Source organism: Actinopolyspora sabaoui (genome assembly GCF_051225635.1).
GTDB lineage: Bacteria > Actinomycetota > Actinomycetes > Mycobacteriales > Pseudonocardiaceae > Actinopolyspora.
Genome location: NZ_JBMIHH010000015.1, coordinates 88,553 through 104,838 on the forward strand (window position 1 = coordinate 88,553; position 16,286 = coordinate 104,838).

Sequence of the window (16,286 nt, forward strand, 5' to 3'; positions counted from 1 at the left end):
CCGTCCCGCGTGGTGGTGATCGGACTGGGTCGCTTCGGCGGGTCGCTCGCCGTGGAGCTCGTCGAGGGCGGCTCGGAGGTACTGGCGCTGGACAACCGACCCCACCTGGTCCAGCAGTTCTCGGACGCGGTCACCCACGCGGCGGTGGCCGACACCACCGACCCCGAGGTGCTGCGCCAACTCGACGTACCCGACTTCCGACGCGCCGTTGTGGCGATCGGGGACGACCTGGAAGCCAGCATCCTGACCACCTCGCTGCTGGCCGAATTCGAGATCCCCCACATCTGGGCGAAGGCGGTCAGCAGGCAGCACGGCCGCATCCTCGAACGGGTCGGCGCGCACCGGGTCGTCCTACCGGAACACGACATGGGTGAGCGGGTGGCGCACCTGGTGACCGGCCGGATGCTGGACTACATCCAGTTCGAGGACGACTACGCGATCGTCAAGACCCGCGCCCCGGCGGCCGCGGTGGAACGCCCACTGAGCGAGACCAGGGTGCGCAGCAAGTACGGGGTGACCGTGGTGGGGATCAAGCGTCCCGGTGAGGGGTTCACCTACGCCACGCAGGAAACCGTGCTGCACCACGGCGACATACTGATCGTCTCCGGCCGGTCCAGTGACGTCGAGAGGTTCGCCGACCTCACTTAGCAGGGCCGCGACAGGACTTTGCTACGGGGCCGGGTAGCCGGCACGTGAGTCGGCGCCTTGCCGCGTTGGGCCGGCTCTTGAGTAGCGACCTACGCGGCGAGCGGCCCGGCCTTGCGATGCATCCGACTCACGCACCGGGGATAACCGCGCTGCGACCCGCATGGCCACTTCCCAACGGTGGTCTCGGGCACGGCGATTTCTTGGGAAATTGACGGCGGGCCGGGTGGAGTTCGATCCCGAGGCCGCTCATTCCAGGTTGGACCGGCTCATTCCAGGGTCGGGTCGCCGAAGGGCAGCAGCGGCTCGACAGCGGGAAAGACCACGAACAGCAACAGCGCGATCACCCCGGCCACCAGCAGCAGCGCCGCGACGGCCCGCACCGCGAGCGGCCCGGGCAGATGGCGCCAGATCCATGCGTACATTCACATCCCGCTCTCGTGTCGCGGTGCTCAACCGTCCAGTTCCGGAGGGCGGAGATCCGGCCGGTCCGCCACCTTCGGATAACGTTTGGTCAGCACGCCGTGCACGATCATCCGCTTCTCCGCCGAGTAACGCGGATGGCAGGTGGTGAGCGTGATCAGCCTGCTGCGCCACTGCTCGGGCACGGTGCCACGGGGCACGCCGGGCACGGGGTGGATGACCTCGCGACGTTGTGGCTCGACGATGCTCCTACCGAAAACCTCCCGGTAGGGACCTCCGATCGGTGCCGCACCGGCGCAGCTTTCCGGAGCGGTTTCCGGATCCCAGTCGGCGGCCTCGTCCCGCAGCGGAAGCACGCGGTAGACGTACCACTCGGTGGCCGTTTCAACGACGATCGCGTCACAGGAGTCGAGCCGGTCGAGATCCCCGAACGGGGACATGCGTCCGGAACGGTGTCCCGCCAGGGCGAAGTTGCCCCGTTCCCCGGGAAGGGCCGTACCGGTGTAGTGCCCCGGCCCGGCGGTAAGGGTGCCCTGGTCGGTGCCCTCCAAGACGGTGAACGGGAAGCCCGATCCCAGGGTCGGTACGTAGAGCCGGGCGAAGCCGCGTCCGGGTATGGGGTCCGGTGCCCGGTCCTCCGGGGAGACCTCCCGCCAGCGGTCACGCAACCGCTGCGTGGCATCGGCCTGCTGGCGTGCAGAGAACCAGCTGGTCACCTGCACCTCGTAGAACACGAAAAGCAGCACCACCAGGCCCAGTGTGATGAGCCCCTCGCCGAATCCGCGCAGCACAGCGCGTAGTCGACCTGGCCGTCGCTCCGGCGGTGGTGCCTGCGGCGGAGTGTCGAGACTCACCATGACGCCCTCCCCGACCCCGATCGAGGGATATCAACAGCAGCATACGGGTTGTTCGGAAAACCGGGATATTGCGTTAACGTGTGAGTGGAAAGCAGTCGCCTCGGGGCGGTTCGTCAGTCGTCGGTCGCCCGGCACCAACGGTGCGGGTCCGGCGGAACGCGCGGAGCACCTCGTTCGGCGGCGTGTGAAACGTGTCGAGGAAGGTCCGTCCCACCGGGCGAGCAGCACGGTCGGGGCGGCCGAACCCACCTGGCGAGGACACCATGCCCAAGTCAAAGGTCCGCAAGAAGACCTCCTCTCCCCCGCCAGTAGATCGCCGCACACCGGTGAAGGCGAAGTCAGCCGGACCCTCCCACCCCATCTACGTCGGCGTGATGCTCGGCATGATGGTGCTGGGCCTGCTGTGGCTGGTGGTCAACTATCTGGCGGGCCCCAAGATCCCGTTCATGGCCGATCTCGGGCCGTGGAACTTCGCCGTCGGCTTCGGATTCATGATCATCGGGCTGTTGATGACCATGAAATGGCGGTGAGAGCTGTCCGGGCCGGGACGCCGAATAACACGAATGTAAGTCATCCCCATGTGGACAACTCCTGTGGACAACTTCGTTCGGGCAGCCGTTGAGCTGCGATGACGACTCAGGCGATCCCGGCGCGGCGCAATCCCGAGTCTGGTCCACACCGGTAGGCTCACTGGTGCTCTGCTGGGTGGTGGCCGCGGGACTGCTACCTGTGGTCTGGCTGGCCGGGAACATCATCGACCGCGTCTTCCTCGGCGCCGCCTTGGTGGTGGCCGTGGTGGTCGCGGGATGTCTGACCTACCTGCGCCCCAGACTTCGTGCCGACCCCGCCGGAATAACCGTGCGGACACTCGGTGGACGCCACCGCTGGCCTTGGGAGCGGATCTCGCACCGCGTCACCACCAGCAGCCGGTTCGGTCGCACCGTGCCGATGCTGGAGATCGAGGTACCCGAAGCGGATCTGACGGGAGGGCTGCTGCTGTTGGGCCGGTTCGATCTGGGCGCGGAGCCGACCGAGGTGGCCGAAGAGCTCGAAACGCTGCGGTCCTGAGAACTTCCACGGGTCCTGAGAACTTCCACGGTCGATGGCGCCGGACTCACCGACGAGACGCTCTCGGCGCCAGTGCCACGCATCCGGCACCAGTGAAGGGGAGCTCCATGTCGCACGACCTCACGCGGCTGCCGGTGCGGACCCCGGTGGTTCGAATCAGTTCGTCCGCAGGCAGAACCGCCTGCCCTGCAGCACGTCGCACACCGTACCGCCGAGCATCGCGTCGCGGGTGAGCATCGCGACCACGATCACCAGGAACAACCCGGTCAGCGCAACGGTCTGCCAGAGATTCCGCCGCGCGGCTGGGGCGTAGAGCAACGCCGCGGTAGCCGCCGCACCGAGCACGAGTCCACCGAGGTGCCCGAACAACGAGATACCCGGGATGCTCACCGTGAGCACCACGTTGATCCCGATCACCAGCAGGATGGGACGCATGTTCAGCTTCAGCCGCCATGCGGCCACGGCCACTCCACCGAAAAGCCCGTACAGCGCTGTGGAGGCACCTGCCGCCTGGGTGAACGCCGAACTGAACAGGAACACGAACATGCTGCCGCCCAGCAGCGACAGCAGGTAGACGGCTGCGAACCGAACCCTGCCGAGCAGTAACTCCATCTCGCGGCCGACAATCCACAACGCGATCATGTTGATCAGCAGGTGAATCAGCCCGAAGTGCAGGAAGGCCGAGGTGAACACGCGCCACCACTGCCCCGTCGCCACTTGGACGGGCACCAGCGCCCAGGTCTGGAAGAGTGGGGCAGTGTTGTTCCCAGAGACAGAACCGGCCTGCGCGACGGTCAGCACGTAGAGCAGCACATTCACCGCGATCAGCGCCGGAACCAGCACGGGCTTGCTGCCCAGTCGAGCACCGGCCACGGTCACCGGTTGGCGAACACCACGCTGCCCCTGCTTGACGCAGTCCACGCAGTGCTGCCCCACCGAGGCGTCCCGCAGGCACTCCGGGCAAGCGGGCCGTCCACAGCGCGTGCAGCTCAGCCCGGTGGGTCGGTCCGGGTGGCGCGGACACGTCGGCATGGCCTGGGGACTGTTCGGATCCCCGGCCTGTCCTGGTGGAACGTTCACCTCGAGCCCCGCTCCACGGGCGAGGCGCGCGACCGGCCCCGGCCGCGTCGCCACGGCTCAAGCTTCGGCGGTCTCGCCACGTTCGATGGTCACCTTCTCGATGACGATGTCGTTGACAGGACGATCGCCCTGACCGGTGGCGGTGTTGGCGATCTCGTCCACCACGTTACGCGACTCCTGGTCGGCGACCTCACCGAAAATGGTGTGCTTGTAGTTCAGCCACGTGGTCGGCGCGACCGAGATGAAGAACTGCGAGCCGTTGGTGTTCGGTCCCGCGTTGGCCATGGCCAGCAGGTACGGCCGGTTGAACTGCAACTCGGGGTGGAACTCGTCGGAGAACTGGTATCCGGGGCCGCCACGGCCGGTACCGGTCGGATCCCCGGTCTGGATCATGAAACCGTCGATGACCCGGTGAAAGATCACACCGTCGTAGAACGGGCCGGACCGTTCACCCCGCGCGTTGGGCTCCGTGTAGTCCGCCGTTCCCTCTGCGAGCCCGACGAAGTTGGACACGGTCTTTGGAGCCTGGTTCGGGAACAACTCGACTCGAATGTTGCCCTGCGTAGTATGCAGGGTCGCGGTCACCGTCGTTCCCACGAGCGATCCGTTGTCTGCCACCACCTAATCCTCGCATCGACGAGCGTACCAACCGCCACAGGGTGCAGTATGGAGTTTGATCGTCAAGGAGTGCGCGGTACCCGGTGAGCACGAAGCGAACACCGGGTCCACAGCCCGCTGATCACGGCGATAGCCCCGCGAAAGCCGGACGATCAGCGGTGTCACCCGGGCGAGGAGTCCGGCAGGGCCCAGGAATAGGAGGCAACAGCATGGACGAGGTCAAAGCGATGTCCCGCGCCGGCGAGAACGTGGGCAGAGCCGTCGGCACCGGAGTGAAGGGCGCCCGGCACGGTGCGGTCAAGGCCCGCACTGTGGGATCGAAGGTGTCCAAGCAGGCCGCGGCACTGGCCGAACAGGAGCTGGCCGCACACGGTATCTCCACGGACGATCTGCAGGAACGGATCACGCAGCGGGCTACCGGAATGTCCCGCAAGGAACTCGCCAAGCGCGGCAAGAAGGCCCGCAAGGCGTGGGACAAGCGGACCGCCAAGCAGCGCAAGCAGCTCGCCAAGAGCGCCGAGGTCGCGCGCAAGGAGCTCGCCGGGCGGATCGATCCGGGCAAGCCCAAGCGGCGCAAGTGGCCGTGGGTGGTGCTGCTCCTCGCCGGAGCCGCGGCAGCGGCGGCCGCCGCCCTCTCGCGCCGCCCCGAGGAGCTGCCGATCGACGACGGCCAGTTCCCCCCGAACGAGCCGCAGGGCCAGAGCCCCGCGTCGACCGAGAACGGGCAGGTTTCGGACAAGCAGCCGCACCAGGGGTCGCAGAATCACTGACCGAGCGCTGAGCGCTCGCACGGTGGGGTCCGGTGGTCCACCGGGCCCCACCTTCCTCCCACCGGCCCGCGGCGAGCGCGCTCCCGCCGTCCTCCCGTTCCTGTCGTCTTGGCAGGCTGTGTGCCCATGACCGAGCCCGACACGGACACCAGTTTCGAGCTGCACGCCGCCGTACACGTCCACGCGGACCCCCGCACCGTCTACGACACCGTCAGCGACATCACCCGCATGGGCGAGTGGAGCCCCGAGAACACCGGCGGGGAATGGCTCACCGACCCACCCGGACAACCCGGCGCCCGCTTCCACGGCCACAACCGCATGGAAGAACTCACCTGGACCACCGAGTGCCAGGTACTGGAGGCCGAGCCGGGGAGCCGCTTCTCCTGGGCGGTTCTCACCGGAGCGCCGGACACGGACGCGTCGGTCTGGTCCTTCGAGATCACCCCTGCTGAGGAGGGCGGCGCCGAACTCGTGCAGCGCTACCGGCTGAGCACACTGCCCACCGGCTTCCGGCAGGCCCTGGAACAGCTGCCGGAGGACGAGAGCACCGAGCTGATGCGGCAACGCCGGGAGCAACTTCGGGAGGCGCTGTGGCAGACCGTGCGGGCCGTGAAGGAAACCGTGGAGAACGCGTGACCGGCCGCCGTGAGTCGCGGCGGAGACTCGTCGGACTCCGACGGTGGGGGCTCGTCGGAGTCCGGGGGATTCACGGAATTCCGGGCGATTTGTCGGGGTGGCTTGGCAGAGTACGCGTATGGCCGAGCCCGAGATCGATACGCGCTTCGAGCTGCACGCCGCCGTACACGTCCACGCGGACCCCCGCACCGTCTACGACACCGTCAGCGACATCACCCGCATGGGCGAGTGGAGCCCCGAGAACACCGGCGGGGAATGGCTCGACCCACCCGGACAACCCGGCGCCCGCTTCCACGGCCACAACAGGGGCGACCACCGCGACTGGACCACCGAGTGCGAGGTACTGGAGGCCGACCGGCCCCGCCTGTTCTCGTGGGGCGTTCACGGCAGCGTGAACGCGGCCGAAACCTCGATCTGGTCGTTCGAGATCACCCCCACCGACGGCGGTTGTCTGCTGACCCAGCGGTACGTGATGAGCGAACTCCGCCACGGGCTGCGGGTGCAGCTCGCCGAACTCTCCGAACAACAGGCGGCCCTGTTCCTGGCCCGCCGCAGGTCGCGACTGGAGGGCGGGATGCGCCACACCGTCCGCGCCGTGAAACGAACCATCGAGCAGGCCCGCGGCCTCGCCGCGGGCGAGTGAAGCGCCGCGGCACGGCGCCCCGCACGACACCCAGTACGGAGCGGAAATCGGGCTTCCCGACGAACCGAAGGGCTGCCCGAGGAACCGGCCGCGCCAAGGTTTCCCGAAACGCTCATAACGACCGGATAGCGGAACGAAATCGGACAGGTCTAGCCACGTCACGAGCGGGCGCGCCATACGTCTCACGGACAACGGGCGGCCACGGGGAACCCCGGCGCCGAGGGCACGCGTCCGTGAGCACCACCCGGTCATCGGCGCACACGGGGAGGGGCCGGACGGGTGCGCCGGGGGCCCGAACCGGGGAAGTTCGGGCCCCTTCCCCACCCCGACGACAACACGACAGCCGAGCGGAACGATCCGGAGAACAGGAGAGGAAACGATGTCCGACCTCAAGAACGAGACGATGAACCCGATCTTCGCCGAACTGGCCCGCGAACTGTCCGACCCGATCGGCTCCGAGATCGCCGTTTCCGAGCCGCCCGAGTTCGCGGACCTGCTTGTCGACTCGGCGCTCAGCGGCAGGCACCGCGACAGCGAGGAAGCCGAGGCCGTCGGCACCGAGCCGAGCGGAACCGATCGGCCGGACGGGGCGGTGCTGCAGACCGCCGGGCGGCACGCCCAGTGAAATCGAGCCCGTTCGGTACGCGTCCGGACGGACGGGCGTGTCGGGAGCGTCGGCCGCGTCGATCCCGGGCTGGACGCGGCCCGGGAGCACCGACACCCCGATTGGCCGCGAGCGGTCGGGGCCGTCCGCCCCGGAAGGACGTTTCGGAAACCGGCGACGAACCGGGGTCGTGTCGGAAGAACGCGCGCTTTCCCGGTGAGTCCGGGCACTCGATCCCGGCCCGGCCTCGCCGCTCGGAGCCCCGAAATCACTCGGACCGGCGGGGAACCTTCAACCGCGAGTGCACCGCGTTGTTCGTACTCGCCCCGTTGACCACCACCGAGTGCAACAGTCCATTGTAGACCAGATCCCACATGTCACGGTCCTTCTGGATTTCATCCACCTTGGTCTGAACACTCCGACCACCGCTGTCCTTCAGATCCAGGTGCATGGACATTCCACGGTGACGAACCTTGATCTCGGTGAGCTCGTACAACAACACCCAGGTGCGACCCACCTTCAACCATTCCGCACCGGCTGCCGGATCCACCAGTCGAAAGATGCCGTACATCCCGAAACCGGCCACGACCAGGAAAACCCAGGTCCACCACATATCGAGCCAGCTGTAGTCGAAACCTTGATCAACTCCGATAAGGACTCCGATCAACACGCTGGCGGCCACCCCCATGCGGATCGCGTACCGCTGGCTGTGCCGATACCACTCCAGCACCGGTCCGTGTCCCTCCGGTGGTTCCGGTTTCCGACGCCGATTCCGATCACGCTCCGGATCGCTGTCCTTCAACGGGTTGTCCTGCTGGAAGAAACCGGGCGCGCGCGGCGGCCTCGGTTCCCCCGTCCACGGATCCGGACGCGGCGGCAGCTGTTCCCGGATCGAACTCTCCTCTGCCATACCTGGTGCTCCACTATTCCCCGGTCAACCAGTTCTCGGCACTGGTCGCGAGAAAGTCTCCGGCCATACTCCCGACCGCTCCTCCGACCACCGTTCCGACGCCTGGAAAGATCGCCGATCCGATCGCCGCACCGGCGGCTCCGCCGACCGCTGCGCCTCCAAGACTGGCACCGGCATCCATGGCTGCCTCTCCTGCGGTGTCGGTTCCGGTCGCGACATCTATCCCTTCCGATCCCAAAGTCAAGGCAGTCCCCACGTACGGCACTCCTCGGAGAACGGAACCAGTTCCCTTCGCGATCCTGGAACCACTCTTCACGTACTTACTGGCATCCGCGGCGACTAAATCACTCGCCCCGCCAAACTTCTTGGCCAAACCACCCGTTTTCGCTCCACGTACATCGGCGACCTTGGATTTGGCGCCGTACTGCATGGCCGCCACCCTCGCTTTGGCGGCATCGCTGCTGTGGTCCGCCGCTTTGGCCAGGTTGCGCATCTCCCTCGCCTTGTCATCGAAGGCGTCCGCCTGTTCGAAGAGCGCGGCGGCACTCTCGGTGGAGGTCTTGATCGCGGTCAGGCCACCGGTCAGCGAGCGGGTCACGTGGGTCTTCACAGTGTTGAAGGTCTCGTTGGGATCCTTCATCGCGGATTCGAGTTCGCGATGCGCTTTCTCCTGCTTCTCCCGCGCATCGACCACGATGTCGCCCGCTTCCTCGAAAGCCCGCTGCCGCTTATCGGCGGCTTCCCCCGGAGCGCTCGGCTGCCCGGGCTCTCCGGCGGGACTCGGTTTCGGCGGCAGGATCTTCGTCCCATTGATGACGAGTCCCGCCTGCCTCGCAACGCCACGTGCGGCGGCCATGCGCGAATCAACGGTCTCCATATCGTCGGCGAAGGCCCGCAGCGCCGACTCGACCTTGCCGAGCGCCTCCTCCAGGTCCTGTGCCTGCTTGGACCGCCGCCCCAGTTCACCGCGTGCCGCATCGGCGGCGGTGCCGGTCCAGAAACTCTCGGAGGCACCGCGCTGCTCGCTCACGACATCGATGACCTCTCCCGTGCCAGTGCCGAGTTTCCCCAACCAGTCGGCGGTGTCACGACACGTGGCGGATTCGTCCAGCACCTCGGTATCCAGTTCCCCAGCCATGTTTCACCCCGGATCAGTCGGCCCTACCGCCGTACTCGTCGTAGTACTCTTTCCGTAACCGCTCAGCGTTCCGGTTGTCCAACTCGCCGTAGCTTCCGTCACTGGCGTCGATGTCACGGGCGATCTCATCGATCGCGGCGATCACAGCACCAGCGGTCTTCGAGAGCTCGCCCAGCGTGTGACTCACTTTCTCCGCTGACGTGGACACCTGGGGCATATCGGCGGCGTTGTTCGCGGCGGCATCCAGCTTGTCGGTGCTGCTTCGCAGCGCGGACGCCATACCGCGCAATCGATCGCGATCGGCGCGAATCCCGTTCTCCGACATGGTCACTCCTCTCCACCGTGCCGAAGGTTTTCCGGCAAGGGCGTGTCCAAGCAGATCGTGTGCGCACCACACGCACGCCTGACCTCGCCGAGCAGACCCGAAGGAACGGGCGCGGCTGCCTGATGTGGTCCGCAGCCCCGACGCAGCGCTTCCATCGACGTGTAAGCCATCACAGCCAGCGATTCGCCGGGCATGGGTTGCAGTTCCAGCTCAACGCGTTCCTCTCGCCGGGTGAACGGACGCGAGGCCAGATACACCGTTGTCCAGTCGTACGATTCGGGGTCGTTCCACTCCGCTTCTTCTTCCGCCCATTCGCCCGCGGTTCCCCGCAGCTCGGCCGGAATCGAGGCGTCCAACAAAACTCCGAACCGGAAATCGGGCGATTTCAGGGCGGAATCGGAACCGGAGCCGATCAGAGCGGACTCGTGGAGCTTGTCGAGTGGCAGCAGTATCCACGGTTGATCCGGCCCACATCCGGCCAGAAAACCGTCTAATGTGGAATAAGCGAGTACCACCAGTCCGCCGGAGAACTCCCGCATCTCCAGCATCAGACCGCCACTCTCCTCGTCAGGACGACAAGCGAGGTATAGCCGAGAAGGAAGCCGGTCGGTCTCGTCGAGGTCGTAGACGCGCGGCTTCTCGGTCAGTTCGACCATCGTCATTCCCCGTTTCAGTACGAGTGCCGTAAGGCACACCGTAACGAGTCACCGGCCCGCACGGTTCGGATTCGACACTTCGAGACCAGTGAGAACCGGGGTGTTTCCCGCAACACGAACCCCTGCACGTCACTGCCCCGTCCGTGACGGGTGACCCGGATGCTGCCGGTCGTCCCGCGCGGGGCGCGGGCTACGCCCCGCTTGTCGCGGCTCGGTAGTGAATGTACAGTCACTCACCATGCGAACGGGTTCGAGGGCTACGGCCGAGGAGCGCAGGCGCGCGGTCATCCGCAGCGCGGTGACCGTGTTCGCCAACTCCGGATACGAGACCAGCCCGGTCACTCGAGTGGCCGAACACGCGGGCATCTCCTCGGCCTACGTCATGAAGTTGTTCCCACGCAAGATCGACCTGTTCGTCGCGGCGATCGGCGACTGCTACGACCGCATCCTCGCCGAGCTCGCGGAGGCCGCCGAGGAGGCCGGGACGGCGGAGACCACCGAGATCCTGGACCGAATGGGAGCGCGGTACGCCGAGTTGATCGCCGACCGCGACCTGCTGCTGCTGCAGGTGCAGGCACTGGCCTCGACCCAGCTCCCCGAGGTGGCCTCGGCGGTGCGCGACGGGGTCGGACGGATCACCTCCCTGGTGATCTCCAGGGCGCGAGCCGAGGCGGACCAGGCACAGGACTTCCTGGCACGCGGCCAGCTGTGCCACCTGCTGACCGCGATCGAGGCGTTCGACACCGACGCCGACTGGGCGAGCGCGCTCACGAAGGGATTTCGGCACAGCCCGGCCTCCTGAGCACGGCCCGCGGGCTCACCCGCAGGCCCGATCTCTCGACGGCACTCGACACGACTGCGATCACCACGGCAGCGACCGTTGTCACCCACGAAAGTGAATGAACAGTCACTCACAAATCATGAAGGAGCGAAGCTCATGACCACCGGTGACCTCCACGTCGTACTCGGCGCGGGCCCCGCGGGCAGCACCCTCGTGGCCGAACTGCTCGCGCGTGGTCTCCGGATACGACACGTCAACCGCACACCGATCGACAACGCCCCCGCCGGGATCGAGACGGTGACGGCCGACGTCTCCGCACCCGAACGGGCAACGGCGGCGACCGAGGGAGCCGCGACGATCTACCACGCCGTCAACGTGCCGTACCACCTCCAGGTCGAGATGATGCCGGAAATCGGCCGAGCGGTACTCGACGCCGCACACCACAACGACGCGAGGCTGGTGGTGCTCGACACGCTCTACCCGTACGGCGAGGCCGACGGCGCGGCGATCACGGAGCGGAGCCCCTGGGCGGCGACGAGCCGCAAGGGCCGGATGCGCGCCGCGTTGGACCGTGCCTACCTGGACGCGCACCACGCGGGCGAAGTGCGGGTGGCACTGGGGCGAGCCGCCGACTTCTACGGACCGGGGGTGGTGAACTCCACCCTCGGCGGGGCGTTCTTCCCGGCCGCCCTGACCGGCGAGCCCGCACTCGGATTCGGCGACATCACGCTGCCGCACAGCTACTCCTACCTGCCCGACATCGCCGCCGGGCTGGTCGACCTCGGCACCACCACCGACGAAACCGCGCTCGGCAGGGTCTGGCACCTGCCCACGGTGCCCGCGGTCAGCACCGCGCACATCCACGCGCTCGTCGAACGGATCATCGGTGGCCGCATCACCACGCGGGTGCTCGACCGAGCGATGGCCACCGGCCCGTTCGACGAGCGATTCATGAGCGAGTACGCCGAGATCTTCTACCAGCACCTCGTCCCGCAGAACATGGTCTCGGCACCGTTCGAGCGGCGCTTCGGCAGCCAACCCACCCCGCTACTCGACGGCCTGCGCGCCACCGTCGAGTGGTATCGCGAGTTCCTGACCGCTCAGCAAGAAACCCGGACTCCGTGACGGCGGGGCACCGCCGGGCAAGTCCGCATCCGGACTCCGAAGATCCCGTCACGATTCCTGGAGAAGGTCACGATTCCCGGAAAAGGTTGTCCCGCAGCCTGGCAAGGCTTACCGGCGTATTCCGGGCATCGAGTTCCTTTCGAGCAGCCCCACGCCGGGGAGACCGGTGCGCATCAACCCGTGGGTTTGCGGGCGACCAGGCGCTCCACGATGCCGAGCTTGAACCTCTCGTGCAGCTCCAACTCGAATCCGGCCGCGCGGACCTGCTCCACAGGACGTCGCCGGAAGTGCTCCCCGGCCTGCGGAATCGTGACCAGCTCCAGCAGGCGTTGCGCCACCCGCACCGGCCACGAGGTGCTCACCACGTGGTCGGCCAACAGCAGCAGCCCGCCGGGCCTGAGCACCCGATCCATTTCGGACACCACGGCACGGACATCGGGAACCGCGCACAACGAGAAGGTGCACACGACCGTGTCGAACGAGGAATCGGGAAAGGCCAACCGCTGCGCGTCGCCGACGCTCAGCTCCACCGCGCGCCCCGAGTTCTCGGCGCGGCGGCGCGCCCGGTCGAGCATCCCCCTGCTGATGTCCACCCCGGTCAACCGAACCCCGGCCGGATACCGCTCCAGGTTCAGCCCGGTGCCGATGGCCACCTCCAGCACCTCGCCCTCGGCTCGCCCGCACAGCCACTGTCTGGTGTCGCCGAAGAAGCGGCGCTCGATGCGGTCCATCTGCCGGTCGTAGGTCCGGGAGTGCCGGTCCCAGTGCCGCCGGGACCGCTCCAGCTTTCCCGCCGCCGTCCGCATCGCGCCCACCCCGCTTCGCACGCCGAGTACGCCTCTCAAGTTACTACGGGACGGCAACGGCCTGCCGTTTCCGGGATCGACGGGACGCCGAGGGCGCGAGGTGGTCACCGAAGAGGTGCTGCCTCGGCGCGTGCCCGATGCCGGGTGCGTCTCCCCCGACGACCCAATTTCCGTTCACTCGGGCGTCTCCACCGGACGGACACACGGCGGAACCTCAGCGAGTGGTTCGACGCTTCTCCAGCCGGTCCCACCGAGCCGCGACGAACACCGGCACGAACCCCGCGACCAGCAGTGCGAGGAACACGGGGAACGGCCACCAGCCGACCTCGGCCGTCCGTGTGATGCGCCACTGGACGGCGCACAGCGGCAGCAGCCCGGCACCCAGGGCGGCGTTGAGCACCAGTACCGCCCTGGCCTGCCGCGCCGCCGAGGCCCGGCTGGCGGGGCGCTTGACCGCGCCGGTGCGGGCGTCGGACGGCAGCTCGTCCTCGGGTCCGGTCCGCGCGACGGCGAAGGCGGAGCCCGCGATCAGCACCGTGGTTCCGATGTAGAGGAAGACGGGCACGAAGGCGGAGCCGACGGATTTGCGTGCCCACGCATCGACCCCGCTCGGGCCGATGTGCTGGGGCACCGTCCCGGGCAGGTCGGGATACACCCTCGCTCCCCAAGCACTCATGCCGACCAGGAGCACGAGGCTGGGCAGCAACCACAACCACGGGAATCGTGGCCCGGTTTCCGTGGGAATCGCGCATCACCCCGCTGGACGTCCGACGCCCCGGCAATCACCCTGTCCGGCAGCGCTCGGACAATTGTGAAATTTTGTCGTGATCGACGAAACCCACCCACGAAGGACCCCACCCACGAAGGACCGGCCACGGCAGGACGCGGAGCCGTCAGAGCGGATCGATGCGGGCCTTGAGCAGGCAGAACGCGTTGCCCTCGGGGTCGGCGAGGACGTTCCACTGCTCCTCGCCGGTCTGACCGATGTCGGCCGGGCGTGCCCCGAGCTCGCGGAGGCGTTCGAGTTCGGCGTCCTGATCGCGATCAGTGGGGTTCAGATCGATGTGCAGCCGAGACTTCCCCCGATCCGGTTCGCCGCCGCTTCGGAGGATGATCGTCGGCCGCGGACCGCCGAAACCTTCGCGCGGCCCGATCTCGATGGCGTAGTCCTCCCCGGCGTATTCACGACCGAGCTCCACGAAGTCCAGGACCTCGCACCAGAACCGCGCCAGCGCCTCGGGGTCGCGGCAATCGAGCACGAGCTCACCGATACGACACGCCATTGCCGAAACCCACTCTCAGTACGGAAACCGACGGGCGACCGCGGACGGATCTCGCGGTCTCCCGCGTAGGGAACAACTCGAGATCGTACTGGGGGAGTCGAGCAGGCGCGAAGGGTTTTCGGCTCCCCACCCGGCCGGATCGTGGCCAGAGCCGGGAACGAAAAAAGGACCAGGCCTTGCGACCTGGTTCTCCAATGGTGGAGACGAGGGGAATCGAACCCCTAACCCCCGTTGATTCTTTACAATCGGCAGATGTTCCCACCTGTGTCGGCTGGTCAGCTGCTGCGGTAGGTATCGGCCGCGGCTTGGATCCGGGCGACGTAGCCTGCCCAGTAACCCTGGCCGCCGTACTCCTCGTGATTGCGACCCCCCTGACCGTCGATACTCTCGCGCAGGATGTCTACGTGGCCGGCGTGCTGGGCGGTTTCGGCAACTACGCGTACCAGCAGGTGACCGACCGTCGTGTCACGCTGGCCAGGGGCCCACCAGGCGACGTGCGCGGGCGTCTCCAGGCCCAGCTGCGTAATCGACGTGTCGGAGTGTTCCCACGCCTGGCGGTAGAGCCCAGTGAGGTACTCGCGGGACTGTTCGGGGGTCGCCCACATGTCCGCGTCGTCCCAGATCGAGCCATCCGCTACCCAGGGCAGGCAGATAGGTGAGGGCCGCCCTACGCAATCACCGAGGTAGCCGCTCTCGATACCCGCCAGATGCTTGACCAGCCCGAGAATGTTCGACCCGCTGGGTGTGAGCGGGCGCCTGGCGTCGTAGTCGTCGAGTCCGTCGAGCCCGCGCAACACAGTCTCCCGGGCCTCTTGCAGATACCGGAGCAGATCGCTTGCCATGCCTGCGGAGGATGTCTTACTGACCACGCAGCACACCGTAGCCCTGTCGACCGACACGACTACACCGACAACGACTACTTTGCCCTGGGAAATCCGCTGACCGCTCCCCCGTACATCCGGGGAATCCTCACGCGGCCGGAATCGTGATCCCTCCTCGATTGAGAAGCAGGCTGGGCACGTCCGTGTCCGGTGACCTTGGGTTATGCCTGCCCGCACCTCGGCATCGGGACATCGACGGCTGCCAGGAAGCCCACCAGTCTCCGGCCGGAGCGAGCCGGTCGGCGGTATTGCCGGCCAGTTCAGCTACCGAGATGCCGAGCGGGTTCGCCAGCGCCACAGCAGCCGACAGGATGGGTTGCTGTTCGCCTGCCTCGTATCGCCTGAGCTGGCGCACACCGATACCCGCCGCATCAGGCAAGCCCGGACTGCGACATCCCCAGCTCGGCACGCCGCTGATCGGTGGCATGCACCCCAGCTGTGCCCCAGGATAGATCATGAAAAAGGACCAGGCCTTGCGACCTGGTCCTCCAATGGTGGAGACGAGGGGAATCGAACCCCTAACCCCCGCCTTGCAAAAGCGGTGCTCTGCCGATTGAGCTACGTCCCCTCGCAGCGCCGAAGCACTGCCGCACGGCCCGCGGACAACGTTGCCCGATCGGTGGTGTCGTAGTGGCACACCCCGAAGCGCGGCCGAACCGCGATTCGCTCAGACCTCCGCGGTAGCTTCACGCCACAGGTCGGCCTCCGCCTTGGCCGCACTCTTGCGACGCACGACGAACAGGACGGCACCGGCAACAGCAGCGAGAACGAGCAGCTTCTTCACTTCGGACGCCTCCTACTACGAACGTATGCCGCCGCCGCGATAATCGCAGCGGCGGCACGTGTCACGTGGGCCTAGGAGGACTTGAACCTCCGACCTCTTCGTTATCAGCAAAGCGCTCTAACCGACTGAGCTATAGGCCCTGCGTGCGGTTATAGATACTACACACCCGCACGATCGTCTTCCAAAGGGGGGTTCCCCCTCACCGTCCCGGGGGACGGGCGAACCCGGAACGGACTCCCGGAACCCCAGGTCA

Annotated in this window: 23 protein-coding genes and 2 tRNA genes; 9 read left to right on the forward strand and 16 right to left on the reverse strand. The window is 67.1% G+C overall.

Annotated elements, in window-relative coordinates; genetic code table 11:
* Positions 1 to 9: 9 nt before the first annotated feature.
* Complete coding sequence (locus ACOQFL_RS22070; RefSeq protein ID WP_435546152.1) at positions 10 to 648, forward strand: potassium channel family protein; 639 nt, start codon at positions 10 to 12, stop codon at positions 646 to 648.
* Positions 649 to 914: 266 nt separating this feature from the next.
* Here ACOQFL_RS22070 and ACOQFL_RS22075 read toward each other — a convergent pair whose 3' ends face one another.
* On the reverse strand, positions 915 to 1,070 hold the full coding sequence (locus tag ACOQFL_RS22075; protein WP_435546122.1) for a hypothetical protein: 156 nt from the start codon (positions 1,068 to 1,070) through the stop codon (positions 915 to 917).
* A gap of 27 nt (positions 1,071 to 1,097) precedes the next feature.
* Positions 1,098 to 1,925, reverse strand: coding sequence for a class E sortase (locus ACOQFL_RS22080; RefSeq protein WP_435546123.1), 828 nt, complete (start codon positions 1,923 to 1,925; stop codon positions 1,098 to 1,100).
* 263 nt (positions 1,926 to 2,188) lie between these two features.
* Between ACOQFL_RS22080 and crgA the strand changes: the two genes are divergently transcribed.
* Positions 2,189 to 2,455: a cell division protein CrgA gene (crgA, locus tag ACOQFL_RS22085; RefSeq protein ID WP_092627966.1), complete on the forward strand. Its 267-nt coding sequence runs from the start codon at positions 2,189 to 2,191 to the stop codon at positions 2,453 to 2,455.
* Positions 2,456 to 2,618: 163 nt separating this feature from the next.
* A complete protein-coding gene (locus tag ACOQFL_RS22090; protein ID WP_435546124.1) occupies positions 2,619 to 2,993 on the forward strand; it encodes a PH domain-containing protein in 375 nt (124 codons plus the stop codon).
* A 156-nt stretch (positions 2,994 to 3,149) separates the two neighbouring features.
* On the opposite strand, the gene ACOQFL_RS22095 is transcribed toward ACOQFL_RS22090, so the two are convergent.
* Together ACOQFL_RS22095 and ACOQFL_RS22100 are read right to left on the reverse strand one after the other, a co-directional pair.
* A complete protein-coding gene (locus tag ACOQFL_RS22095; RefSeq protein WP_435546125.1) occupies positions 3,150 to 4,073 on the reverse strand; it encodes a rhomboid family intramembrane serine protease in 924 nt (307 codons plus the stop codon).
* Between the two features lie 57 nt (positions 4,074 to 4,130).
* The gene (locus ACOQFL_RS22100) at positions 4,131 to 4,694 is read right to left on the reverse strand and encodes a peptidylprolyl isomerase (RefSeq protein ID WP_175496715.1); all 564 of its coding nucleotides are present in this window, start codon (positions 4,692 to 4,694) and stop codon (positions 4,131 to 4,133) included.
* 206 nt (positions 4,695 to 4,900) lie between these two features.
* Here ACOQFL_RS22100 and ACOQFL_RS22105 point away from each other — a divergent pair, with 206 nt between their 5' ends.
* The 4 genes from ACOQFL_RS22105 to ACOQFL_RS22120 all read left to right on the forward strand — a co-directional run bounded on the left by ACOQFL_RS22105 (position 4,901) and on the right by ACOQFL_RS22120 (position 7,365).
* Complete coding sequence (locus tag ACOQFL_RS22105) at positions 4,901 to 5,461, forward strand: hypothetical protein (protein ID WP_435546126.1); 561 nt, start codon at positions 4,901 to 4,903, stop codon at positions 5,459 to 5,461.
* Positions 5,462 to 5,587: 126 nt separating this feature from the next.
* Positions 5,588 to 6,097, forward strand: a complete 510-nt coding sequence (locus ACOQFL_RS22110; protein ID WP_435546127.1) for an SRPBCC family protein — start codon at positions 5,588 to 5,590, stop codon at positions 6,095 to 6,097.
* Between the two features lie 118 nt (positions 6,098 to 6,215).
* On the forward strand, positions 6,216 to 6,740 hold the full coding sequence (locus tag ACOQFL_RS22115; protein WP_435546128.1) for an SRPBCC family protein: 525 nt from the start codon (positions 6,216 to 6,218) through the stop codon (positions 6,738 to 6,740).
* Between the two features lie 379 nt (positions 6,741 to 7,119).
* Positions 7,120 to 7,365 carry a hypothetical protein gene (locus ACOQFL_RS22120; RefSeq protein WP_435546129.1) on the forward strand — a complete coding sequence of 82 codons (246 nt, stop codon included), beginning with the start codon at positions 7,120 to 7,122 and terminating at the stop codon, positions 7,363 to 7,365.
* 247 nt (positions 7,366 to 7,612) lie between these two features.
* Here ACOQFL_RS22120 and ACOQFL_RS22125 read toward each other — a convergent pair whose 3' ends face one another.
* Genes ACOQFL_RS22125 through ACOQFL_RS22140 form a run of 4 tightly spaced genes read right to left on the reverse strand, consistent with a single transcriptional unit; the run spans position 7,613 to position 10,379 of the window.
* Positions 7,613 to 8,254 (reverse strand): AtpZ/AtpI family protein, encoded by a 642-nt coding sequence (locus ACOQFL_RS22125; protein ID WP_435546130.1) that lies wholly within the window; start codon positions 8,252 to 8,254, stop codon positions 7,613 to 7,615.
* Positions 8,255 to 8,267: 13 nt separating this feature from the next.
* The gene (locus tag ACOQFL_RS22130) at positions 8,268 to 9,392 is read right to left on the reverse strand and encodes a WXG100 family type VII secretion target (RefSeq protein ID WP_435546131.1); all 1,125 of its coding nucleotides are present in this window, start codon (positions 9,390 to 9,392) and stop codon (positions 8,268 to 8,270) included.
* Between the two features lie 13 nt (positions 9,393 to 9,405).
* Complete coding sequence (locus tag ACOQFL_RS22135; protein WP_435546132.1) at positions 9,406 to 9,717, reverse strand: hypothetical protein; 312 nt, start codon at positions 9,715 to 9,717, stop codon at positions 9,406 to 9,408.
* Positions 9,718 to 9,719: 2 nt separating this feature from the next.
* Positions 9,720 to 10,379: an SAV_915 family protein gene (locus ACOQFL_RS22140; protein WP_435546133.1), complete on the reverse strand. Its 660-nt coding sequence runs from the start codon at positions 10,377 to 10,379 to the stop codon at positions 9,720 to 9,722.
* Between the two features lie 232 nt (positions 10,380 to 10,611).
* Between ACOQFL_RS22140 and ACOQFL_RS22145 the strand changes: the two genes are divergently transcribed.
* Positions 10,612 to 11,175 (forward strand): TetR/AcrR family transcriptional regulator, encoded by a 564-nt coding sequence (locus tag ACOQFL_RS22145; protein WP_435546134.1) that lies wholly within the window; start codon positions 10,612 to 10,614, stop codon positions 11,173 to 11,175.
* Positions 11,176 to 11,310: 135 nt separating this feature from the next.
* Positions 11,311 to 12,279: an NAD-dependent epimerase/dehydratase family protein gene (locus ACOQFL_RS22150; RefSeq protein WP_435546135.1), complete on the forward strand. Its 969-nt coding sequence runs from the start codon at positions 11,311 to 11,313 to the stop codon at positions 12,277 to 12,279.
* Between the two features lie 173 nt (positions 12,280 to 12,452).
* Here the strand turns inward: ACOQFL_RS22150 and ACOQFL_RS22155 are convergent, their stop codons facing one another.
* The 8 genes from ACOQFL_RS22155 to ACOQFL_RS22190 all read right to left on the reverse strand — a co-directional run bounded on the left by ACOQFL_RS22155 (position 12,453) and on the right by ACOQFL_RS22190 (position 16,173).
* On the reverse strand, positions 12,453 to 13,085 hold the full coding sequence (locus ACOQFL_RS22155; protein ID WP_435546153.1) for a class I SAM-dependent methyltransferase: 633 nt from the start codon (positions 13,083 to 13,085) through the stop codon (positions 12,453 to 12,455).
* Positions 13,086 to 13,299: 214 nt separating this feature from the next.
* Complete coding sequence (locus tag ACOQFL_RS22160) at positions 13,300 to 13,797, reverse strand: DUF1648 domain-containing protein (RefSeq protein ID WP_435546136.1); 498 nt, start codon at positions 13,795 to 13,797, stop codon at positions 13,300 to 13,302.
* A gap of 181 nt (positions 13,798 to 13,978) precedes the next feature.
* Positions 13,979 to 14,368, reverse strand: coding sequence for a VOC family protein (locus tag ACOQFL_RS22165; protein ID WP_435546137.1), 390 nt, complete (start codon positions 14,366 to 14,368; stop codon positions 13,979 to 13,981).
* A 275-nt stretch (positions 14,369 to 14,643) separates the two neighbouring features.
* Positions 14,644 to 15,237: a DinB family protein gene (locus ACOQFL_RS22170; RefSeq protein WP_435546138.1), complete on the reverse strand. Its 594-nt coding sequence runs from the start codon at positions 15,235 to 15,237 to the stop codon at positions 14,644 to 14,646.
* A 100-nt stretch (positions 15,238 to 15,337) separates the two neighbouring features.
* Positions 15,338 to 15,706 (reverse strand): helix-turn-helix domain-containing protein, encoded by a 369-nt coding sequence (locus ACOQFL_RS22175; protein WP_435546139.1) that lies wholly within the window; start codon positions 15,704 to 15,706, stop codon positions 15,338 to 15,340.
* 35 nt (positions 15,707 to 15,741) lie between these two features.
* Positions 15,742 to 15,817, reverse strand: a tRNA-Ala gene (locus tag ACOQFL_RS22180).
* Positions 15,818 to 15,916: 99 nt separating this feature from the next.
* Positions 15,917 to 16,033: a DLW-39 family protein gene (locus ACOQFL_RS22185; RefSeq protein ID WP_435546140.1), complete on the reverse strand. Its 117-nt coding sequence runs from the start codon at positions 16,031 to 16,033 to the stop codon at positions 15,917 to 15,919.
* A 66-nt stretch (positions 16,034 to 16,099) separates the two neighbouring features.
* Positions 16,100 to 16,173 (reverse strand) — tRNA-Ile (locus ACOQFL_RS22190).
* Positions 16,174 to 16,286: the final 113 nt, after the last annotated feature.